The 21807-nt window shown below is 64.7% G+C and carries 21 protein-coding genes, 1 tRNA gene and 2 pseudogenes; 10 read left to right on the forward strand and 14 right to left on the reverse strand.

Features of this window, described 5'->3' with window-relative positions; all coding sequences use genetic code 11:
• A pseudogene (locus RMN95_RS05590) lies at nt 1-1096 on the reverse strand (hypothetical protein); the annotation flags it as partial.
• A gap of 121 nt (nt 1097-1217) precedes the next feature.
• On the opposite strand from RMN95_RS05590, the pseudogene RMN95_RS17120 reads away from it, so the two are divergent.
• Nucleotides 1218-2189, forward strand: a pseudogene (locus RMN95_RS17120) (tyrosine-type recombinase/integrase); the annotation flags it as partial.
• A 210-nt stretch (nt 2190-2399) separates the two neighbouring features.
• Here the strand turns inward: RMN95_RS17120 and RMN95_RS05600 are convergent.
• Nucleotides 2400-2473: transfer RNA gene (locus RMN95_RS05600), tRNA-Thr, on the reverse strand.
• A gap of 47 nt (nt 2474-2520) precedes the next feature.
• Here RMN95_RS05600 and RMN95_RS05605 point away from each other — a divergent pair.
• Nucleotides 2521-3522, forward strand: a complete 1002-nt coding sequence (locus tag RMN95_RS05605) for a DMT family transporter (RefSeq protein ID WP_309615962.1) — start codon at nt 2521-2523, stop codon at nt 3520-3522.
• On the opposite strand, the gene RMN95_RS05610 is transcribed toward RMN95_RS05605, so the two are convergent.
• Both RMN95_RS05610 and msrB read right to left on the reverse strand, forming a co-directional pair.
• Nucleotides 3491-4012 (reverse strand): nitroreductase family protein, encoded by a 522-nt coding sequence (locus RMN95_RS05610; RefSeq protein ID WP_309615963.1) that lies wholly within the window; start codon nt 4010-4012, stop codon nt 3491-3493. The two genes, RMN95_RS05605 and RMN95_RS05610, sit on opposite strands and share 32 nt — an antisense overlap.
• The gene (msrB, locus tag RMN95_RS05615; protein ID WP_309615964.1) at nt 4013-4408 is read right to left on the reverse strand and encodes a peptide-methionine (R)-S-oxide reductase MsrB; all 396 of its coding nucleotides are present in this window, start codon (nt 4406-4408) and stop codon (nt 4013-4015) included.
• A gap of 55 nt (nt 4409-4463) precedes the next feature.
• Between msrB and RMN95_RS05620 the strand changes: the two genes are divergently transcribed.
• From RMN95_RS05620 to groL, 4 genes are all read left to right on the forward strand, one after another.
• On the forward strand, nt 4464-4937 hold the full coding sequence (locus RMN95_RS05620) for a GNAT family N-acetyltransferase (protein WP_309615965.1): 474 nt from the start codon (nt 4464-4466) through the stop codon (nt 4935-4937).
• 84 nt (nt 4938-5021) lie between these two features.
• Nucleotides 5022-5339, forward strand: a complete 318-nt coding sequence (locus RMN95_RS05625) for a DUF3263 domain-containing protein (protein ID WP_309615966.1) — start codon at nt 5022-5024, stop codon at nt 5337-5339.
• A gap of 11 nt (nt 5340-5350) precedes the next feature.
• Entirely contained in the window at nt 5351-5932 is a 582-nt protein-coding gene (locus tag RMN95_RS05630) for a LytR C-terminal domain-containing protein (RefSeq protein ID WP_309615967.1), read from the forward strand.
• A gap of 130 nt (nt 5933-6062) precedes the next feature.
• Nucleotides 6063-7691: a chaperonin GroEL gene (gene groL / locus RMN95_RS05635; protein ID WP_309615968.1), complete on the forward strand. Its 1629-nt coding sequence runs from the start codon at nt 6063-6065 to the stop codon at nt 7689-7691.
• A gap of 57 nt (nt 7692-7748) precedes the next feature.
• Here groL and RMN95_RS05640 read toward each other — a convergent pair whose 3' ends face one another.
• Genes RMN95_RS05640 through RMN95_RS05650 form a run of 3 tightly spaced genes read right to left on the reverse strand, consistent with a single transcriptional unit; the run spans nt 7749 to nt 10494 of the window.
• Nucleotides 7749-8039, reverse strand: a complete 291-nt coding sequence (locus tag RMN95_RS05640; RefSeq protein WP_309615969.1) for a WXG100 family type VII secretion target — start codon at nt 8037-8039, stop codon at nt 7749-7751.
• Nucleotides 8040-8074: 35 nt separating this feature from the next.
• The gene (locus RMN95_RS05645) at nt 8075-9772 is read right to left on the reverse strand and encodes an ATP-binding protein (protein WP_309615970.1); all 1698 of its coding nucleotides are present in this window, start codon (nt 9770-9772) and stop codon (nt 8075-8077) included.
• Between the two features lie 29 nt (nt 9773-9801).
• The gene (locus RMN95_RS05650) at nt 9802-10494 is read right to left on the reverse strand and encodes a response regulator transcription factor (protein ID WP_309615971.1); all 693 of its coding nucleotides are present in this window, start codon (nt 10492-10494) and stop codon (nt 9802-9804) included.
• Nucleotides 10495-10597: 103 nt separating this feature from the next.
• Here RMN95_RS05650 and folP point away from each other — a divergent pair, with 103 nt between their 5' ends.
• Complete coding sequence (gene folP, locus RMN95_RS05655) at nt 10598-11494, forward strand: dihydropteroate synthase (RefSeq protein WP_309615972.1); 897 nt, start codon at nt 10598-10600, stop codon at nt 11492-11494.
• Nucleotides 11491-12219: a pyrimidine reductase family protein gene (locus RMN95_RS05660; protein WP_309615973.1), complete on the forward strand. Its 729-nt coding sequence runs from the start codon at nt 11491-11493 to the stop codon at nt 12217-12219. Before folP ends, RMN95_RS05660 begins: the two co-directional genes overlap by 4 nt.
• Before the next feature lie 129 nt (nt 12220-12348).
• Here the strand turns inward: RMN95_RS05660 and RMN95_RS05665 are convergent, their stop codons facing one another.
• Genes RMN95_RS05665 through RMN95_RS05675 form a run of 3 tightly spaced genes read right to left on the reverse strand, consistent with a single transcriptional unit; the run spans nt 12349 to nt 16164 of the window.
• Nucleotides 12349-14001: a DNA repair helicase XPB gene (locus RMN95_RS05665; RefSeq protein WP_309615974.1), complete on the reverse strand. Its 1653-nt coding sequence runs from the start codon at nt 13999-14001 to the stop codon at nt 12349-12351.
• 59 nt (nt 14002-14060) lie between these two features.
• Nucleotides 14061-15911, reverse strand: a complete 1851-nt coding sequence (locus tag RMN95_RS05670; protein WP_309615975.1) for a helicase-associated domain-containing protein — start codon at nt 15909-15911, stop codon at nt 14061-14063.
• Entirely contained in the window at nt 15898-16164 is a 267-nt protein-coding gene (locus tag RMN95_RS05675; protein WP_309615976.1) for a hypothetical protein, read from the reverse strand. The genes RMN95_RS05670 and RMN95_RS05675 overlap by 14 nt, the downstream gene beginning before the upstream one ends.
• 66 nt (nt 16165-16230) lie before the next feature.
• Here RMN95_RS05675 and RMN95_RS05680 point away from each other — a divergent pair, with 66 nt between their 5' ends.
• Nucleotides 16231-16614 (forward strand): cold shock domain-containing protein, encoded by a 384-nt coding sequence (locus tag RMN95_RS05680; RefSeq protein ID WP_309615977.1) that lies wholly within the window; start codon nt 16231-16233, stop codon nt 16612-16614.
• Entirely contained in the window at nt 16607-17200 is a 594-nt protein-coding gene (locus RMN95_RS05685) for a DUF3027 domain-containing protein (protein ID WP_309615978.1), read from the forward strand. Before RMN95_RS05680 ends, RMN95_RS05685 begins: the two co-directional genes overlap by 8 nt.
• Nucleotides 17201-17224: 24 nt before the next feature.
• Here the strand turns inward: RMN95_RS05685 and RMN95_RS05690 are convergent, their stop codons facing one another.
• From RMN95_RS05690 to RMN95_RS05705, 4 genes are all read right to left on the reverse strand, one after another.
• Entirely contained in the window at nt 17225-18460 is a 1236-nt protein-coding gene (locus tag RMN95_RS05690) for an ABC transporter permease (RefSeq protein WP_309615989.1), read from the reverse strand.
• A 68-nt stretch (nt 18461-18528) separates the two neighbouring features.
• Complete coding sequence (locus RMN95_RS05695) at nt 18529-19209, reverse strand: ABC transporter ATP-binding protein (protein ID WP_309615979.1); 681 nt, start codon at nt 19207-19209, stop codon at nt 18529-18531.
• Nucleotides 19206-20822 carry a hypothetical protein gene (locus RMN95_RS05700; RefSeq protein ID WP_309615980.1) on the reverse strand — a complete coding sequence of 539 codons (1617 nt, stop codon included), beginning with the start codon at nt 20820-20822 and terminating at the stop codon, nt 19206-19208. The genes RMN95_RS05695 and RMN95_RS05700 overlap by 4 nt, the downstream gene beginning before the upstream one ends.
• A complete protein-coding gene (locus RMN95_RS05705) occupies nt 20822-21775 on the reverse strand; it encodes a hypothetical protein (RefSeq protein WP_309615981.1) in 954 nt (317 codons plus the stop codon). Before RMN95_RS05705 ends, RMN95_RS05700 begins: the two co-directional genes overlap by 1 nt.
• Between the last annotated feature and the right edge of the window lie 32 nt (nt 21776-21807).

Raw genomic sequence — 21807 nt, forward strand, 5'->3', positions numbered from 1 at the left:
CTGGAGCTAGGTCGTACTTCCCAAGGTGTGGCGATTCGGGCTCAGCTGCAAAGCGCGATTCCCCATCTAGCCAGTCAGGTTTGGGAAGGCCAGCGCGCGATAGCCAGTAGTCGACCACCGCAGCCAACGCAGCGTCCCATCCTGCTGACCCCGTGGACTCCGGTTCCGGGATGTCAGCCTCGCTGGCTTCCGAGACCGTCGACAAGTAGTCCGAAAAGTCTATGAAAGCTCGGAGGGCGGGTTCGATGAGATTGGCCTCGACAGCGAGTCGAATTCGAGTTGCAGCTTCCCTGGCTGGGTCGTCCAGCGCCCAAAGTTCGCTCGCGTCAAACTCGCACTCACAGCCCAGGAACTGACCCCCGCATTGTGGGCATTCCTCTTGATCGCAGTACGGGCCGTGGAGGTCGCCGATGGCGCAAGCGCAGTCCTTGCAGAATTCCTTGGGCGAGTATCCGGCCATCCATTCCTCAGACCAGCGTGCCTCCGCGCCCCACGCAATGCGCGCAAACTCTGTTTCCTCAAGGGATACCGAGACGATTGCTTGTGCCGCGAGAAGTCGACTTGGCCACTTGCGGTGCATCGAGCGTCCGCGAAACTCGATGAACTCCTTCTGGAATGACTCGACGAGGTCCATCGCGGTCTGCACGTAGTCGTCTCGGATTTTTTCGGACAACGAACCTTCGAAGTGCTGATCGTGAAAGCCGTCTAAGAACTCAAATATCAGAAGGTAGTTCTCACGGACCTCCTCGGCGACGAGATCCACCTCGTAGTGAGTGATGTTGTTTCGCCAGCGAATCGCGGTCTGGATCGCAAGCAAATCCTTTGGTTCGATTCCGACCCGTATGCTCTGCAGACGCGCGAGCGCAGTCTCGAGCGAGACCGTCTTGCCTGGTCTATCGACGTTTTCCCAAAGGAGAAGTTCGTGCTCGTCGAAGAGCCGTTGCTTCAAGACCAACTCAACTGCGTGCACGAGATTGAGAACGGCAAACTTCCACCGCGTTGCGTCGGCGTGTGCCTTCTCGACGTAGCCCAAAGATTCGTTGAGTGAGTCAAAAGCGTTCTCGATCAGCGAGAGTCGTAGTGGCGTTTTCTCCATGTAGTTCTCCTCGCTTAGCCGTTAGTACACGTTCAGTATGGCCTCGGGACAATCGTGATAATCGCTGTGCCGTCGGACGCCCCGTCTAGGCTCGCGAGCATGAGCGAGGGCAGGCCGTTTCATGGGTAGCGTGACTCCGTACGAGACGTCCGGCGGCAAGCGCTATCGCGTGCGCTATCGCAAGCCCGATCGCAGCCAGACGGACAAGCGCGGGTTCAGAACCAAACACGAAGCCGAGCTGTTCCTCGCCTCCGTGGAAGTCGCCAAGAGCACGGGGCGGTACATCGACCCGACGAGGGCTCGCGTCACGATCGCCGACTGGATGACCGCGTGGCTCGACAGTCGATCGGATCTGCGAGCATCCACCCTCGACCGCGTTCAGGGCGTCGTGCGCAACCACATCATCCCGGCGCTCGGGAACATCGCGCTCTCCGACCTCGGGCGACTGCAGGCGCAACAGTGGGCGTCGCGGCTCAGCGCTACACAGAGCCCTGGCTCAGTGCGGAAGATCGTCAACGTGCTCTCTGCGGGCTTGCAGCTTGCCGTCGATGACGGGCGTATCCCGGCTAACCCTGCCGTGCGGTTGAAGCTGCCGAGGCAGTCGAAGTCGCACAAGAAGTTCCTCACACATGAGCAGGTTGCGGCGCTTGCCGACGCCGTCGAGGCCAAGCCAGCGGGGGAGGGGTTCGGGCTTTTGATCCTCGTGCTCGCGTACACCGGGCTGCGGTGGGGTGAACTGTCCGGACTGCGCGTGCGCGACCTCGACTTCCGTCGAGGACGTATCGAGGTGCGCAGCACGATGGTCGAAGTGAACGGCTATCTCGAGGAGTCGACTCCGAAAAACTACGAGGAACGATCCATCCCGGTTCCGGCGTTCATCCTCGAGCAGTTGGCCGACCACGTGAAGATCAAGTCGCTCGACTCGCATGTGTTTGTGAGTTCCAAGGCCGGCGCTGTGCTGCGCAACCGCACGTTCCGACGCGGCTGGTTCAACGACGCGGCCGAGAGCATCGGCATCCCCGGGCTGACTCCCCACGAGCTGCGGCACACCTGCGCGAGCCTCGCGGTGTCTGCTGGGGCCAACGTCAAAGCCCTTCAACGGATGCTCGGACACAGCTCCGCAAAGGAAACGCTCGACACCTATAGCGATCTCTTCGATGATGACCTGGACAGCGTTGCGGTCGCTTTGAATGACACCGCGGCTCGTCTGAATGTGGGCAAACTGTGGGCAAAGCAGTCCGGTAGGACTACTGCGGCAGCCGAGAAAGCCAGCAAAACACTGGCTGACCAGCTAATTCTGGAGAGCCCCCTGTCGGATTCGAACCGACGACCCCCGCTTTACAAGAGCGGTGCTCTGGCCAACTGAGCTAAGGGGGCACACCCCACCCATAATAAGGGACGCTCGATACGGCTAGCGTTGGCGTGTGCTAAAACCCGAACCGGGGCATCCGGAAACCAGGATCATGGCCACCGGGGTGCTGGGGGCTATCGCCTGCGGTGCAGGAATCGCCGCCCAGACTCGGATCAACGGGCAACTGGGCGCCGAAATCGGTGACGGATACGTCGCCGCGGTGATCTCGTTCGGCTCGGGCCTGGTAGTGCTGCTGGTGCTGCTCCTGGTGTCGCGCGCGGCGCGGCAAGGCCTCGGCATCATCATCGGTGGGCTTCGCACCGGGCGCGTTCCCTGGTGGATGGTGCTGGGAGGTTCGGCGGGCGCCCTGTTCGTGCTTTCGCAGGGGCTGGCTGCAGGCGTGCTCGGCATCGCCGTGTTTACCGTCGCCGTCGTGTTCGGGCAAACGATCAGTGGGCTGGTGATCGATCGGCGGGGGCTGGGATCTGCAGCCCCACCCACCATCACGCCCGCCAGGATCGTGGGCTCCGCGCTCATGCTGGCGGCGGTGACCCTGATCGTGTCGACACAGTTCGCCTCACGCGTGCCACTGTGGCTCGTGCTTCTGCCGCTCGCCGCAGGGTTTGCGATCCCATGGCAACAGGCCGTCAACGGTCAGATCCGGGTGATCTCCGGTTCGCCCATCGCCGCAACGCTGCTGAACTTCGTCGTCGGCACCACACTCCTGGGGCTCGCGTGCGTCGTGAACGCGCTACTCGTAGGGCTGCCCCAGGAGTATCCGACCAATCCGGTCCTCTACCTCGGGGGAGTGATCGGCGTCGGCTTCATCGCCCTCGGCGCGATCCTGGCGCCGCGCATCGGCGTGCTGCTGCTGGCTCTCGGCACGATATCGGGGCAACTTGTGGTCGCGCTGCTGCTTGATGTCGTGGTGCCCGCCGACGGGCATCCACTGGCCCTGACGACCGTCATTGGCGCCGCCATCACCCTCATCGCGCTCGCCATTGCAGCGCTGCCGTCACCAAAAGTCAGGCCGTCACCAAAAGTCAGGGTGCCGAGAGGTAACTCTCGACCCTGAGCTTTCGCTTGCGTGGTGCCTTTGACTTCTCGGGCTTGCCCCCCACGTAAAGCCACCCCATCAGCTTCTCGTGCTTGCCGAGCCCGTGCATCTTCGCGACGCGCTTATGGCGCGTGAGCTCGCCGGTGCGCCAAAACACTCCCCAGCCCGCGTCATCCAGCATGAGACTCAGCATGTAGGCGACTCCGGATGCCACGGCATCCTGCTCCCATTCGGGAATCTTGCTCCGCGACCTGTTGACCGCCACCACGGCAATCAGCAGCGGCGCGCGGAGGGGCTTATCGGCGGAGCCGCCCTCCTTCGCGAATGCCGTACCGAGCCGGACCCTGTCGTCACCGCGCAACTCGATCAGTCGCCACGGCTTCAGCGAACCGTGGTCGGCGATGGTTGCCGCGGCCTCCACAATCGGAGCCAACTCGGCGTGTGTGGGAGCCTCGGCGGTGACCTGCGGGTACGACTGCCGACGCAGCACCGCATCCAGTGCAGACAATCAGGACTCCGTGAAACCGAGCGAGAGCGAATTCATGCAAAATCGGTCGCCCGTGGGGGTCTGGTACGCGTCGTCGAACAGGTGACCGAGATGCGAACCGCACGTGCCGCAGAGCACTTCGATGCGCACCATGCCGAGAGATTTATCGGTCTTGAGCTCGACGGCGTCGGGGTTCACTGACTCGAAAAAGCTGGGCCAGCCCGAGCCCGAATCGAACTTCGCGCCGCTCCTGAACAGCTCGGCGTTGCACGCGCCGCAGGTGTACGTACCCTCACGCTTCTCATCCAGCAGGGCCCCGGACCACGGTCGCTCCGTCGCGGCCTCACGCAGGATCGAGTAGCGATCGCCCAACTCGTCGCGCCACTGCTGTTCGGTTTTCTCGACCTGGTAGGTCATATCGCGCTCCTTAAATGCGGGTGAAGGGAACTCCTACTGTATTAAACTCGCGATCGTGCCCGAATGTTCCGTCGTCTCACGCTCATGGAGCGAACTCACAACTTCCGAACTGTACGCCGTGCTGAAACTGCGAACCGATGTGTTCTTTGTCGAGCAAAAGGTCGACGAGGAAGAACTGGACAATCGGGACCAGGAGCCGGGCACCCGACACCACTGGATCGCAGATTCCTCAGGAACTGTCGCCTACCTGCGGGTGCTGGTGAACGATGAGCCCGAGCATCTGGATGCCCGGCACATCATCGGGAGGGTGGTGGTGCGCGCCGATCGCCGCGGGGAGGGGCTCGCTCAACAGCTGATGGCCGTGGCGCTCAAGGAGTTCACAGGCGCGCCGATGCTCTTGCACGCCCAGCAGTATGTCGCGCCTCTGTATGCGAAGTTCGGCTTCGTGGCGTTCGGTGAGCCGTACGATGAGGCGACCATCATGCACATCTCGATGTATCGCGCGGCGTCGACGGCAGTCAACGGGTAGTGGTCTCGTAAGCAACAGACCGTCGTCGTTCCGCGGTCTGCGGGCGTTGTCGCCATACAATGACAGCAAACTTTGGAGATCAGGATGAGCGCCCAGCCGCAGCCCGCGAGTGACAGCGCACCCGGCCTCTCTTCCCGTGACACCGCCATCCTCGACTTCGAACGGGAGTGGTGGCGCCATGTGGGAGCGAAGGAGGAGGCGATACGCTCTCAGTTTTCGCTGTCCGCCGCCCGCTACTATCAGGTGCTGAATGCCGTGATCGATTTGCCCGCAGCCGTGCGACACGATCCCATGCTGGTCGGTAGGCTGCAGCGCGCACGCGATGCACGAACCTCTTCACGAGCGGCGCGAGCGTTCACAAGCCCAGACCACGGTGGCACTGCCCCCATAACGAAGAAGTGACCCACTGACACATGGCGTACCCCAAAGACCGCTTCGACCAGCTTCCTGACGACCTGCGACGCATCGGTGCCCACCGGGGGCCCGGCGCGCGAGGTCGCGGCTGGATCGGATTGGCGTGGGCAGCGCTCGCCACGCTCGTGCTCGTCGGAGGTGGCATCTTCGCGCTCAAGGTGTTTGTGGGCGTCGACATCGACATCCCGTTCCTGTCCGCCACCGCCACCCCCACCCCGATTGCTACCACTCCTGCACCGCCACAGGCAGACCCCGTGCTCGATCCAGCGACCATCGACCCTGCTCGTAATATCAAGACCGCGATCTACAACGGCACCACCACTGCCGAATTGCAGAACACGGTTGGGGATGCGCTGGCGGCGGCCGGCTGGGTCATCGATACCCGCGCACGTGCATCCACCAGCGATGTCGCGAAGACGATCGTGTACTACAGCGACGTCGCCAATGAGGATGTCGCGAGAGGTCTCGTAATTGCTCTCGGCGTTGGTGACATTCGATTGGTGCCCGCGGAAACCTTCCCCGGAACCCCCGTGACGATCGTTATTGGCCTCGACTACCCGGGCGCGGCAGCCGGCGGCTGATCCTGCCGGAATGCGGCGGGAGTTGTCTTGCACTCCCCACCGTCGAGTGCTAATTTAGCCATTGGCACTCGCATGATTCGAGTGCTAACGAACTCGCTTGTATGACGTCCGGGAGGGACGAGAAACACACATGGCAAAGATCATTGCTTTCAACGAAGAGGCCCGTCGCGGCCTCGAGCGTGGCCTGAACATCCTGGCCGACGCAGTCAAGGTCACCCTCGGCCCACGCGGTCGCAACGTCGTTCTCGAGAAGAAGTGGGGCGCTCCCACCATCACGAACGATGGTGTGTCGATCGCCAAGGAAATCGAGTTGGATGACCCCTACGAGAAAATCGGTGCCGAGCTCGTCAAAGAGGTCGCCAAGAAGACGGATGACGTCGCTGGCGATGGCACGACCACCTCGGTCGTTCTCGCCCAGGCGCTCGTTCGAGAGGGACTGCGCAACGTCGCAGCAGGCGCAGACCCGATCAGCCTGAAGCGCGGAATCGAGAAGGCCACCGCGGCCGTCATCGAAGCACTCATCGCGAGCGCCAAAGAGATCGAGACCAAGGAAGAGATCGCCGCCACCGCATCGATCTCGGCCGGCGACCCCGAGATCGGCGCGCTGATCGCCGAGGCGATCGACAAGGTCGGCAAGGAAGGCGTCGTCACCGTTGAGGAGTCGAACACCTTCGGCACCGAACTCGAGCTCACCGAGGGCATGCGCTTCGACAAGGGATTCCTGTCTGCGTACTTCGTCACCGACCCCGAGCGCCAGGAAGCGGTCTTCGAAGACCCTTACATCCTGATCGTCAACAGCAAGGTCTCGAACATCAAAGACCTGCTGCCCATCGTCGACAAGGTGATCCAGAGCGGCAAGCAGCTGCTCATCATTGCCGAGGATGTGGATGGCGAGGCTCTCGCAACACTGGTGGTCAACAAGATCCGTGGCATCTTCAAGTCGGTGGCCGTCAAGGCTCCCGGCTTCGGTGACCGCCGCAAGGCACAGCTCGCCGACATCGCTATCCTCACGGGCGGCCAGGTGATCTCTGAGGAGGTCGGCCTGAAGCTCGAGAACGCGACCCTCGACCTGCTGGGCCGTGCTCGCAAGGTCATCATCACCAAGGATGAGACCACCATCATCGAGGGTTCGGGCGACGAGGAGGCCATTGCTGGTCGCGTCAAGCAGATCCGCGCCGAGATCGAGAACACCGACAGCGACTACGACCGCGAGAAGCTCCAGGAGCGCCTCGCGAAGCTCGCCGGCGGTGTTGCGGTCATCAAAGCCGGAGCCGCGACTGAGGTCGAGCTCAAGGAGCGCAAGCACCGCATCGAAGATGCAGTGCGTAACGCGAAGGCAGCAGTCGAAGAAGGCATCGTCGCCGGTGGTGGCGTTGCACTCATCCAGGCTGGAAAGATCGCGTTCGACTCCGAGGCCATCACGAGCCTCACGGGTGACGAGGCGACGGGCGCGAACATCGTGCGCGTTGCCATCGATGCTCCGCTCAAGCAGATCGCGCTCAACGCGGGCATGGAGCCCGGAGTTGTGGCCGATAAGGTACGTCACCTTCCCGTCGGCCAGGGCCTCAACGCCGCAACCGGTGAGTACGTCGACATGCTTGCCGCTGGAATCAACGACCCGGTGAAGGTGACGCGCTCGGCGCTGCTCAACGCCTCGTCAATCGCTGGCCTGTTCCTCACTACCGAAGCGGTCGTGGCTGATAAGCCGGAGAAGCACGCTGCACCGATGGGCGACCCGTCGGGCGGCATGGACTTCTAAGTTCCCGCAGCACCACAAACGGCCGGTCTCCATTGGGAGGCCGGCCGTTTGCGTTAGCTATCGTGCGAACAGCCTCGCATTGGCCGCCTCGATCTCGGCGTACTGTTGGCCGGCCTGTGTGAGAGCCTGATTGATCGCGGCGAGGTTCTCCTCCACGCGCTGTTGGGTGGTTTTCCACTCGGCCACCACGCCGGTGAAGGCCGAAGCGGCCTGGCCCGACCATGACGACTGCAGGTTGGTCAGTTGGCCGTGAAGCCCTGACACCTCGGACTGGATGCGGATGATGGACGACCGTACCGCGCCGGTAGCGCTGATGACGGCTTCACTGTCTACTTGATAACGGGTCATGAGCGAGACGGTATCGCGGGGGAGCAGGGGCCGGATTACTGCTCCGGTGCGATGGGGAGGTCCGGGGCATCCACAATGCTGGGGAGGAGGGGAAGGCTGACCCGGAATGTCGCCCCGCCGCCCGGAGTCTCGACAACCTCGACCTCGCCGTGATGTGATTCGACGATGGCCGCGACGATGGCCAGCCCCAGTCCGCTGCCGCCGGTGGAACGCTGGCGCGAACTGTCGGCGCGGTAGAAGCGCTCGAAAATTCGCCCTCTGATCTGGGGCGGGATGCCCTCGCCATGATCGATCACGGAGATCACCGCTCGGCGTCGCGAACTGTCGACACCGACACCGATCTCGAGTGGGCTGCCCGCCGGGGTGAAGCGCATGGCATTGCCGATGAGATTGGCCACCACCTGGCGGATCTTATTCTCTTCGGCGAACACCACGGCCCGTAGTCTGACGTTCGGAGGGTCTGTCGCGGGCACCACCATTCCCCCGTCCTCACGTGCACGGGAGCGCCGTGCGACGAGCCGCGCCAGTGTCGCGCCGGCGAATGCGATCGGGCCGGTCGCGAGTGTGGTCGAACCACGCGACGGTGTCGTGACATCCTCGGATTCGGGAAGCACCAGCACCCGCGTGGGCGGATCGGCCTCGTCGGGCCGGAAGTCCGGCTCGGCCACGACATCGGTGCCCACCACGGTCACCACCCGATCCGGCGCGGAGGCCATCGCGTCGAGCGCGGCATCCCTGGCCAGTGGCACGAGATCGACCTGGGTGAGCTGCAGCGGCTTGGCCTCGTCGAGCCGGGCCAGTTCGAGCAGGTCTTCGACCAGCTCGCCCATCCGGATGGCCTCTTTCTCGATGCGTTCCATGGCTTGGGCGACGTCCTCGCGTTTGGTGAGCGCCCCCATCCGGTACAGCTCGGCATAACCACGCACCGACACGAGCGGTGTGCGCAGCTCGTGGCTCGCGTCTCCCACAAAGCGACGCATCTGGTCGATGGTGCGTGCGCGGTCGGCGAAGGCGCGGTCGATCCTGCCCAGCATCGAGTTGAGTGAGCGGTTGAGTCGGCCGACCTCGGTGTTGGGGGTGGCGCCGGCGATGCGCTGGTTGAAATCACCGTCGGCGAATCGAGCGGCCGTGGCCTCCACTTCGCGCAGCGGTGTGAAGGTGGATGTCACGAGCAGCCGTGTTAGTGCCCCGCCGAAGATCACCACGGTTAGCCCGAAGAACAGGAAAATGGCGGCGAGGCGCGAGATTGTCGCGTTGGATGCGCCGAGGTCGAGGCCGATCACGGCGACGAGCGGCTCAGTCGCGCCCTCCGTCAGCAGTGGGTACCCGATGACGCGCCACTGGCCGCCGCCGCTCGTGCTCGACACGGTCACGGCGCCTTTGTGGTCGACGATCCCCGAGGTGCTCGTCGGTCGATCACTGTCTGAGTCGAGGTTGCTGCACCTAACCTCACCCTTCTCATCCATCATGGCGAGGTAATAGTCGGTAGGAAGGCTCGAGACGCTGCACTCGACACCCGAATCTCCCACGCTCACCTGGAACACCCGCGGATCGTTGAGCAACGGCGCGACACTGTCGATCTTCTTGTCCACCTCATCGAGCAGGTAGTTCTTCAGCACCGTCATGGTGCCCACGCCCGCGACCAGCAGCCCCATTGTGAGTAGCAGAACCGTCACGCCGGTAATCTTGGTGCGGAGCGAGATCCGGTTCCACCACTCGGTGAGAGCGTGCATAAGACCGACAGTTTATGCCCTCTAGCTGGCTAGATCCTGGCTGCCTTCAACATGTATCCGAAGCCACGCTTGGTCTGGATGACGGGCTCGTCAGAGAACTGGTCGAGCTTGCGACGCAGGTACGAGATGTAGCTCTCGACGATGCCGGCGTCTCCGTTGAAGTCGTACTCCCAGACGTGATCGAGAATCTGCGCCTTCGATAGCACGCGGTTGGGGTTCAGCATGAGGTAGCGCAGCAGCTTGAATTCAGTGGGGCTGAGCTCGATCTGCTCGGCGCCGATGGTCACCTCATGGGTGTCCTGATCCATGGTGAGCTCACCAGCGCGGATGACTGCCTCCTCGTCATCCTGCATGGTGCGACGCAGGATGGCCTTGATGCGGGCGACGATCTCGTCGAGGCTGAAGGGCTTCGTCACGTAGTCATCGCCGCCGACGGTCAGACCGGTGATCTTGTCTTCGGTGTCGTCCTTCGCGGTCAGGAACAGGATGGGGGCCGTATAGCCAGACGCCCGAAGGCGTTTGGTGACTCCGAACCCGTTCATGTCGGGAAGCATCACATCGAGGATGATGAGATCGGGCTCTTCCTCCAGCACGGCGGAGATCGCCTGTGCACCATTGCCGACCGCACGCACGGCGAAGCCAGCGAATCGCAGGCTCGTGGTGAGGAGGTCGCGAATGTTGGGTTCGTCGTCGACAATGAGAATTTTCGGTCCGTCAGCCATGAGGAAAGTATCTGGTAGTCGTCTGGGAGTAAGCTGAAAGTACCGTGATACGAAGATGACGCCGCATGGCATTCATCTCGGGTCGCCCGCGTAGTCTGTCGAGATGACTGACATCGCAGCGTCGCGGGTGCGGCGAATCGGCAAGCGTACATTCGATTTTGAGCGCACGGTGGCAGTGATGGCGGTGATCAACCGCACCCCTGACTCGTTCTACGACAAGGGAGCCACCTTCGCGCTTGATCGCGCGGTAGCGGCGGCACTGACAGCGGCGGATGACGGCGCCGACTGGGTGGACATTGGCGGCGTCCCCTTTGGGCGAGGCCCCGTCGTGACGGTGGAAGAGGAGATCGCTCGGGTGATCCCGGTCGTCGAAGCCATTGCCGCGGCATCCACTGTCGTCATCTCGGTGGATACCAACGTGGCCGCCGTCGCCGAGCGGGCCATCGCGGCCGGCGCCAGCGTCATCAACGACACCAGTGGACTCTGGGACCCTCGCATGGTCGAGGTCATCGCGGCCAGTGACGCGAACCTCGTGCTCACCCACAGCGTCGGGCAGCCGCGAGCCGAGAAACCGCGCCCGGAATATGGCGACGTGGTGGTCGAGGTGATCGCGTTCCTGCGCGACAGGGTGGGCCGTGCCGTTGCCGGTGGTGTGCCGCTTGAGCGCCTCATCGTCGACCCCGGCCACGACCTCAACAAGAACACCGTGCACTCGCTCGAGCTGACACGCCGATTCGAGGAGTTCGTTGCCATCGGGTTGCCGACACTCGCGGCGGTGTCGAATAAGGACTTCATCGGCGAGAGCATCGACCGCGAGCAGGGGCAGCGCCTGGCCGGCAGCCTGGCCGCCGCGACGGTGTGCATCGTGAAAGGCGCGCGGATCATCCGAATGCACGATGTGCGTGCCAGTGTCGATGCGGTGCGCATGACCGAAGCCATTCTCGGGATGCGTCAGCCCGTGCACGCGATCCACAACACGCACCCGGAGTTGAACGTATGACCGCCCGGATCGACCGCCTCTGGCCGACCGCCGCCGAGAACCTCACCGATGACGACCTGATCGCCACACTCGCCACCGCCGCGCCCACGGTGCGCTTCAACTTCGTCAGCAGCCTCGACGGTTCGGCCACCCACGAGGGCCTGTCCGGGGGGCTGTCCGGCGCGGCCGATAAGCGACACTTCGAGCTGCTGCGCCGGGTCTGTGACGTAGTGCTGGTCGGGGCGGGCACCGTGCGCTCTGAGGGCTACGGGCCGATGCGCGTCAGCGATGCATCGGTTCGCTGGCGCGTTCGACACGGGATGCCCGAGCACCCCGTGTTTGCCATCGTCAGCGGGTCGCTTGACCTCGACCCGAGATCTCGTATCTTCAGGGAGGCGCCGGTGCGCCCGATCGTAGTGACTTCGGCGCGGGCATCCGGACTCGCAGCAATCGCCGCCGTGGCCGACGTCGTCGTCGCGGGGGAGGAGCACGTTGTCATTGCTGAAGCGCTCAGGGGCATCAGGTCTCACGGGCACCAGCAGGTGCTCTGCGAGGGTGGCCCGTCGCTGTTCGGCTCGTTCATCGCCGCCGATCAGGTCGACGAACTGTGCGTCACCATCGAGCCGACCCTCGAGGCTGGCGACGGGCCGCGCATCGCGCACGGCGAGACGCCATCGTCGCGCGGGATGCGCCTCGGCCACGTTCTGCGCAGCGGCGACTCGCTGCTGCTGCGCTACACCCGGTAGCGCGCGGCACACACCTGCGCGCGGCACTCACCTATGCGGCCCCACCCGCGCCGAGCGCGCGCTCCCGGCACGAGCGCGTGCGCGCGCACGGACGCGGTGGCGCCGAACGGGCGCGCTCGCCCGGGCAGGCTAGGCCGCGAGGTCGTGCGCGTCGAGGATGGTGTAGCTGTAGCCCTGCTCCGCGAGGAATCGCTGGCGGTTCTGGGCGAAATCCTGGTCGACCGTGTCGCGGGCAACGAGGGTGTAAAAGTTGGCCGGCAGCCCGCTCTCCTTCGGGCGCAGCAGGCGGCCGAGGCGCTGGGCCTCCTCCTGGCGTGAGCCAAACGATCCACTGACCTGGATGGCCACGGTCGCCTCCGGCAGGTCGACCGAGAAGTTGGCCACCTTCGACACCACGAGCACGGTGATGCTGCCCTCGCGGAACTCCTGGTACAGCCGCTCCCGTTCATCGATGGGGGTGGATCCGGTCAGCTTCGGAGCGTTCAGCGCGTCGGCGAGCTGGTCGATCTGGTCGAGGTACTGCCCAATCACCAGTATGCGTTCGCCGGCATGTTTCTTCACCAGATCGCGCACGACACCGAGCTTTGCGGGTGCGGTGGCGGCCAGCCGGTAGCGCTCGTCGTCGGCAGATGCCGCATACTCGAGCCGATCGCTCTCCGGGAGGTCGATGCGCACCTCGTAACAACTCGCGGGCGAGATGAAACCCTGGGCTTCGATTTCTTTCCACGGAGCATCGAATCGCTTCGGGCCGATGAGGCTGAACACGTCGCCCTCCCGACCGTCTTCGCGCACGAGCGTTGCGGTCAGCCCGAGCCGTCGGCGGGCCTGCAGGTCGGCGGTGAGCTTGAATACAGGTGCGGGCAACAGGTGCACCTCGTCATAAATGACGAGCCCCCAGTCGAGCGCATCCAGAAGCGCAAGATGGGCGTACTCACCTTTTCGACGCGCGGTCAGGATCTGGTAGGTGGCAATGGTCACGGGTCGCACCTGCTTGACCTGCCCCGAATACTCGCCGATCTCATCCTCGGTCAGCGTGGTGCGCTTAAGCAGCTCGGCCTTCCACTGCCGGGCCGAGACCGTGTTGGTGACGAGGATGAGGGTCGTCGTCTTGCCCGCAGCCATCGCGCCGAGCCCGACCAGGGTCTTGCCCGCGCCGCAGGGCAGCACCACGACGCCCGAGCCGTGAGCATAGAAGTTCTCGATGGCCTGGTCCTGATAGGGGCGCAGATGCCAGCCGCCCTCGTTATTCAGCGCGATCTCATGTGGGGTGCCCGGCGTGTAGCCGGCGAGATCTTCGGCGGGCCAGCCGAGCTTCAGTAGCTCCTGTTTGAGCTGCCCGCGAGCCCACGCCTGCACGACATAGGTGTGCGGCCCGCGCTTCTCGAACAGCAGCCCGGCGACCTTGCGGGCGCGCGTGATCTCGGCCAGCACGGCGGCATCCGTGGCGGTCAGGGTGAGGGCACCATCGTCGTCCCTCTCGATGACCAGCCGGCCATACCGTCCGACGGTCTCGGTGATGTCGACGGTGACAGATTGCGGAATGGCGAATTTGGAATACTTCTCGAGCGTGGCGATCATCCCGGCTGCGTCGTGGCCAGCAGCGCGAGCATTCCACAGCCCGAGGCGGGTAATGCGGTAGGTGTGGATGTGTTCCGGCGCACGCTCGAGTTCGGCGAAGACGGCAAGATCGTGGCGAGCATCTTCGGCATCGGGATGCGCTACCTCGAGCAGGACGGTGCGGTCGGATTGCACGATAAGGGGACCGTTCGGGGCCGGATTCACCCCGTTAGCTTAGTTCGGGATGCTGGGAGCCGCGGTCAGGCTGCACCTCGACCACGCGCCTATTTCGCCGGGCTCACCGACACGATGCTGGTCAGCGGCAGCGTGCGCTCGATGTCTGCCTTGCGATCGAGGGCCCGCAGCCGCCCACCGGCCACGCTCGCGGGTTCTAGCTGGTAGTCGGCGGTAGAGCCATCACCCAGCAGCACGGTCACCGTGAGCGTGAGCTTGGCCCGGATGGCGACATCCAACTGCCGTGACAACCACGCGGCACCCGTCACTTCCGGGTCGGACGAGCTGCCCAGCCGAAGCCGCTCGATGAGGTTGGCCGTGGAGTCGGCGGCGTCGTGTGCGGCCGCGCGACTGGCCTGCGGCCGTTTCAGCAGGATCACCGCGCCATCACTGTCTTCGGCGGTCACCGGATAGCGGGCTTCGCTGAGTGTCCAGAACACGAGAGCCTGGTCAAAGCGGCTGACCAGTCGATCACCCGCGCGGGTGAGCCCGAGCGACGAGATGCCGTGATCGACGAGCAGCGTGCGCAGCATCGCGTCATCCGTCGATCGAATCGACGCCCGGTCGCCGTCGATCGTGGCAACACGCACCAGTCCATACCTGGTGCCGGCCTCGACGATCAGGTATTCGAGAGGCTGCGGGATGCCCGTGAGCGAGATCTCCGAGAGAAACTGTCGGATCGTGGCCACGGTCTCACCGCCGGCCATCGCGCGGTAAATGCTCGACACCGATACCCGATAGCTGGAGGCGAGGGCGCGCCCTTCCACATCGGCAATGGTGCGCAGTCTCGCGTCGAGGCGAGGAGCGAGCGGCCCCGGCGAGACGATGGAGAGGTCGTGCTGCAGGTACACCTGCGTCACCTCGGTCGGGAACAGCGACACCATGACGGACGCCGCCGCGGTCGGCCCGTCGGCCAGCAGCGCAGCGCCCGGCGTGCTCGGTACGTGGTCTGCTGTGATGCCGAGCAGCTGGGCGTCGCGGGTGTACACGAGCACGCGTTCGCGCATCCGGTCGCCGCCTGCCGGGAACAGCCAGTCGACGTACTCCTGCAGTTGTTCACCCCAGACGGCGTGCGCGCGGTGCCCCAGAATGCCGCGGATGTCGGCGGGCAGCCGCTCGAGCCAGGCCCCCGCCAGGCGTGCCCAGCGCTCGCCGGAGGTGCCGCCCAGCCAGCGCGTGCTCGCCGCCGTCGGCATCCATCGCCCGGAATCGAGGGCGACCAGTCCCGCCCGCGCGGCAATCTCGAGCAACTCGGCCACCCGGTCGATATCGACGCTCATGGATGCCGCGAGCCGCTTATTATCCGGAAGCGCAACGCCTCCCCGCGCGAGTTCCCGCGCCGGCTCATGTTGGAGCTCAGAAATCAGCTCGGCGATGGCGGACGATGTCGCGAACGCATGCTCAGCGGATACCGCATCAGTGACGCGAGCCTCGGTTTGGCTGACGGGCACGAGAGCGGCGGGCGCCGGTGCCGACGCGAGTTCGTCGAGCCCGGGAAGCCCGAGGGCCGGCCACTGACTGAGTTGTCGCGAGACGGCGGCAGGCACGGCGTAGCGCTCGTCAGCCCGCGTGACGATGGCCAGGCCCACGACATGGGCGAGGTGCCCGGCGACGGCGGCGGGGTCTGCGCCGAGGGAAGCGACCCGCGCCGCGGCATCCTGCGCAGAAATCGCACCATCGGCCGAGCCGAGCGCACCCAGGGTGATGAGAGTTGAGCGGTCGAGCCTGCCGAGAGCGAGCTGGATCGACTCAGGGTCGAGCATGGCGTCGGCGAGATCGAAGAAATCCTTGATCGAAGCGCCCCGAACCTCCCTGGCACCCAGCAGGGCACCGAGTTCGGCGTCGGTGAGCCCCCGCAGCTGGGCCGCGAGCGCGAGGGCGGAGTCGTCAGTTGCCGGCATCCCTGGCTTCACGACCCCGGCGAAGGCCACTCTTGACGATCAGGATGACCATGAGGATCAAGCCGAACGGGAGGCCGATCTGGGGCAGGAAAATGAGCACCGGCCACACGCCCTGCCCGAAGTTTCTCACGCCCACAGCCGTGCCGATGATGATCGACAGGAAGGACAGAATGGACAGGCCGACAGCCGAGGCGATCATCAACGCCAGGATGCGTTCACCGCGGTTACCGGTGATGGGAGTGTCTTGTGCCACAGGTTCAAGGATACGGGTAGCCGTGAGTCCTCTAGTCTTGGTGAACCAGCACTAAGGAGCGCCACAATGCCCACCGGCAAGGTTAAATTCTACGACGACGAAAAAGGCTTCGGCTTCATCAGCTCTGATGACGGCCAGGAAGTCTTTCTCCACGCGTCTGCCCTGCCCGCAGGCACTACGGGTGTCAAGGCAGGCACGAAGCTTGAGTTCGGCATCGCCGACGGCAAGAAGGGCGCCCAGGCGCTCTCGGTGCGCGTGCTCGAGGCACCCCCGTCGCTGGCCAAGCTGAACCGCAAGCCGGCCGATGACATGGCGATCATCATCGAAGACCTTGTCAAACTGATGGATGGAATCGGCACCAACCTCAAGCGCGGTCGCTACCCCGATAAGTCGCACAGCACCAAGATCGCCGCCATGTTGCGCAAGGTCGCGGACGAGCTGGATGCCTGAGTCGGCCTCCCCACTCGAAGACCTTGCCCGCGGGGCGTTGCTCGAGATCACACCGGCAGACACGGTCGGCGCCTATTTCGACCAGGTAGACGAGGGCGACGGGGCGGTCTCGCTGCTGTTCGACTCCGCCATGCCTGGGTACCCGGACTGGAAGTGGACGGTGTCGATCGCGACCATCGATGGCGAAACGCCGACCGTCCTCGAGGCTGAGCTCATGCCCGGCGACGGCGCACTGCTCTCGCCGGACTGGGTGCCGTGGTCTGATCGGCTCGCCGATTACAAGGCCGCCCAAGATGCCGACGAGGGCTCGGATGATGACACCGACTCCGATGACGACGACTCCGATGACTCCGATGACGAGGATGACACCGACGACGACGACTCAGACGACGACGAAGACGAAGACGACTCCGACGATGACGATGACGAGTCAGACGACGACGATGATGACGAACTGAACAACGATGTGCTTCACAGCGGCGACCTTGACGGCGTCGACATCGACTCGCTCGATGTTGATGACGACTCCGACGAGGATGACGAGTCAGACGACAACGACCACGACGAGCAGGACAAGTCCTACTGAAGCACGGCCCCGCTCACGCGCAGATCAGGGCCCGCCGCGGAGAGCGGTGATCGGTTCGATCGAGGATGCGCGGAGCGCCGGGTAGACCCCGGCCGCGAGCCCGACGACCGCGCCGAGCAGCGCCGACCCGATCGCTACCGCCGGATCGAGGATGGGGGTCCACTGTTGGACGAGTGCCACGATCACCACGGCGAAGACACCGAGTGCGGAACCGATCAGCCCGCCCAGCAGGCCGATCACCACTGACTCGACCATGAACTGCCCGGCGATCTGGCGCCGGGTCGCGCCGAGAGCGCGACGCAGCCCGATCTCGCCGACTCGCTCCATTACCGACAGGAGGGTGACGTTAGCGATGCCGAGCCCGCCGGCCAGTAGTGCGATCGCTCCCAGGATGAGAAACACGACGTTAATGTCGGCCTGCACATTCTTCTGAAGTTTCGATCCCGTCGGCGGCGCCTGGACGGAATAGCTGTCCGGTGCATTGGGGTCGATGGCGATGGGCGCCTGTCTGGCCACCACGCTCCCCGCGCCGATCACGATCTGGATCTGCACCTCGTCAGGGGCTCTCACGTTGAAGTCGGCGCGGGCGGTACCCAGCGGCAGTATCACCGAGTCCAGCATGTCCGGCCGTCGCTGCATCCCGTTGACAATGCCGATGACGGTATACGAGATCTCGCCGATGAAGATCGCGGGCTGGGTGTCGAGCCTATTGATTCCGAGTCGCTCGGCGGCCCGCTCGCCCAGCACGACGACCCGGTCGGCCCGTCGATCATGGCCCGCGTCGAAATAGCGCCCCGTGACGACGGTTCCTCGCACCGCGTCGAGCAGTTCCGGCGAGGTGGCGACGACCGCCGGGCTCAGCGTGGCGGCAGCGGAGGGGTCGTTCACGGGCACGGCGGTGACGGTGAGTTCGCCGAGCGGCACCTCGGTGATCAGCCCGGCCCGCTCGACACCGACGAGTCGCTCGACACGCGCCGCGGCATCCCACGGTATTCGCGCTGTGGCCACGGCGGTGCCGTTGGCGCTCTGGGTGGTGTTGGGGGTGATCACCACCTGGGTCGCGGCGACGGCATCGAACTGTCGCGCGATCTGGCCGGCCGCGGTCTGGGCGAATCCGATGGTGACCACGAGCGAGCCGATCCCCAGTACGGTGCCCAGCGTAGTCATCACGAGTCGAGCCGGGCGGGCGCCTATTCCGTAGCTGGCCTCGACGATCAGATCCTGCACCGAGAATCGGTCGCCGCGCGCGACCGACGGCATGCCGGCGACTCCCGCTTCGAGAGCTTTGCTGGTGGATGCCGCCCGCCGCCGCCAGGGCCACTGCCGGGTCATCCCAACTCCTCCAGGCGTCCGTCCGAGATTCTGATGGTGCGCTCGGCTCGCGATGAGACGGCCGCGTCATGGGTGATCACGACGAGGGTGAGCCCATCGGAGTGCAACTCCTCGAACAGGTCCATCACCTCGCCGGAGGTCGTCTCATCCAGGTTTCCGGTCGGCTCGTCGGCCAGCAGCATCCTGGGCGAACTGACCACGGCTCGCGCCACCGCCACCCGCTGACGCTCGCCGCCCGACAGGGTGGAGGGCAGAAACTCGAGTCGATGACTCAGCCCGACGCGATCCAGCGCCGCCCTGGCCCTGGTCTCACGCTCGGCCCGCGGCACCCCGCTGTAGAGGGTGGCGAGCATGACATTATCGAGCACCGGGCGGTGCGGCAGCAGGTGAAATGATTGGAAGACGAAGCCGATTGTTCCCCCGCGCAGGGCGGCCCGCTGCTCTTCGTTGAGCACGCTGGTGAGGGTGCCATTGAGGTAGTACTCGCCGACGCTGGGGCGGTCGAGCAGCCCGAGGAGGTTGAGCATGGTCGACTTCCCCGAGCCGCTGGGACCGACGATGGAAAGATAGTCACCCTCCTCGACTCGAAGATTCACCGAGCGCAGAGCCTGTACCTCGGGCGGGCCCGGGAATGAGCGTGTGACGTTCACCAGCTCAACGACCGGGGAACTGGTCATCTACCGACCACGACGAGATCGTCGACGCCCAGTTCACCGGCGGTGGAACTGACTTCGACGAAACCATCCGCGGCGAGCCCGGTCGTCACCTCCACGAGCCGCGTCTCATTGCCCTTACCCGTGCTGACCTCGACTCGCGATTCTCCGCCGGCGCCAGCCGTGAGGGCGGCGATCGGCACGGCGAGCACCTCTCCCTCGGTAGAGCTGACCGGAATGCTCACGCGCACGTTGGTGCCTTGCAATTGCGCTAGCTCTTCGGGAGTGAGGGCATCGGGGATGAGTTGGATGTCATAGCGGCCGGCATCCGTTTTACTCGAGTTCGTGCCGCCGGGTGTGGTGGTGCCGGGAGCATCTTTGGCGGCACCCGCCGGGCCCACCAGGGTGACGGTGGCTACCTTTTCGGTGCCGTCGGGCAGAACGAACGAGGCTTTGGCGCCCTTCTCGATCAGGGTCGCGTCGGCCTTGGCTGCGCTCGCGTTGATGACGAGAGTCGCCCCTGACACCTTCATGACCGACCCTGTCACCGTCGAACCTCGCTGCACGGTAATTTCATCGACCCGCCGAGGCAGCCCCGCCAGGTACAGCACCTCGCTCGAGGGCAGGAAGGTGAGCGTGCCTGTGCGGGCATCCCCGAGCAGCTCACGTGCGCTGCCGAGCTGGGCGGCAGCAGCGTCGACGGCGGCACGCTGGGCGCCGGTGTTTTTCGGCGCGAACACGGCGGCCCGTCGGGCCTCGGCGAGGGTCAGGGCATCCTGGGCGTCGGCAATGACGTCCGGCTTGCTTGGGGTCGCCTGCTGCGCAGTAGCAAGTGCGCGCTGGGCGCTGCGCACGAGGTTGTCCTGTTCGACCTGCTCGACGGCGGTAGGGCCAGACTGCGCGCCGGCGAGTTCGCGTTCGGCCGCCGCGAGAGCGTTCGCCGCGGAGGCGACACCGTCGGAGGCGGAGCGCACGGAGTCGGCGGCGCTGGTCTCAGACTCGGGCGTCGGGTAGCCGACTGCGGCGTACAGTGCGGTGATCGCCGATGCCGTGTCGGCGTCGAACAGGCTGGATGCCGCGTCGCCCGGGTTGATCCCCACTGCGACGAGCGCCTGCTTGAGCTGGATCACGTCGGGCCCCGAAACGCCTACGCGGAGGGTGCGGTACACCGGAAGATCACCGGGCAGCACGATGACAGGTCGACCGGCGATCTCGAGCGCGATCGACAGGGGAGTGAACGTGGCTCCGATGGCGGGCACCTGCCCGGTGACGACGGCGGGCCCACCGATCCCGCCGGTCTCGATCTTGACATCCACGGCGTCGGCGTACGTGGCATCCCCTCGGATCGTGACGTCGTTGGCGAGCACCCGCTTCTCGACGGGGACGGTGATGAGCCCGGGTTTGGGAGCCGAGGCGTTCGAGGCGGCATCCCCGGGGGAGGTGATGAACTGGCCGAGGGCAAGACCTGCCACCATCGACAGGATGGCGACAGCCGCGATGATCCAGATCACCCGATTGCCCTGCAGCAGTCTGCTCCACCCCTGGCGGCGGGTGTTGTGCACCGCCACGGTCGTGCCGCTCACCGCGGGCGCGCTAGAGGAGTCGACCGTCGGATGCCGACGGAACGGCCAGTCCATTAGCCCGCCTGCTCGTATTCGGCGACCATCGCGTCGAGCTCGGCCTTGTTATCGGCGATGAACTGCTTCTCGAGCGCGAATTGCACCGCCAGGCTCTTGTCCTGGTAGTCAATTTTCTCCGAGCAGGCAAAGTCGGCCACCGCGGTGTCGATCTCCAGTTTCTGAACGCGCTTGAGCTCGTCGTCGGCCGGCGGCTCACCTGTCTCGCTGTCGTACAACTTATTGGACTCTTCGACCACGGCATTGATGGCGTCCTGTTTTTTGGAGTACGAGGAATACCCGGCGTCTGCCATGCATGATGACCAGGTCGCGTCGAGCTTGGCAATGACCGGGTCGCTCTGCACCTTCTCGTAGATGGTGTTCATCTTCTCCAACAGGGCCTTGTACTTCTCGTTGTCGGAGGGCTGGGGTTGCACCTCGTGCTGTGCTGCCCCCTGGCACCCGCCGTTCTCCCACGAATACACGAAGTCCTCGCTGGCCATCTCCTCCTCCGTCGGGGAGACTCCGTACAGGGTCTCGTAGAACGCGGCCTGCTCGGTGGCGGAGAGCGATTCGACGTACGGCTGATTCGGGTCGACGTACGGTTCCTGCTCCGGATCGGGCGTCGGCTGGCTGTCATTTTGCGTCGTCATCCCGTACCCGTTCTCGGCAACCCATTTTTTGGTGTTGCGATCAACGCCCTCGTCGCTGCCGTACGAGATGTTCTGGGATTGGTCGGCCGGAATGTAGTCGAAGCCTTCCTTCGCCATGCATTTGGCGACCAGTTCTTCGACCTTCTTCTGTTGCTTCGCGTAGTCTTTTTGGTCGCCCGAGCCATAGAGCGACGCGTAGTACTCGGAGAGCGGTGACTTCATCGGGTCGAGTTTGTCGCCACTTTCCTGCCCAGGCGCGCAGCCTGCCAGGATCAGGACGAGGGCAACTGCGACAGCAGGGGGAGCGATGAACAGGCGCAACTCGGTACTCCTTCGTTGGGGTCTGACTACAA

It is taken from the genome of Salinibacterium sp., assembly GCF_031364185.1.
Classification (GTDB): Bacteria; Actinomycetota; Actinomycetes; order Actinomycetales; family Microbacteriaceae; genus Rhodoglobus.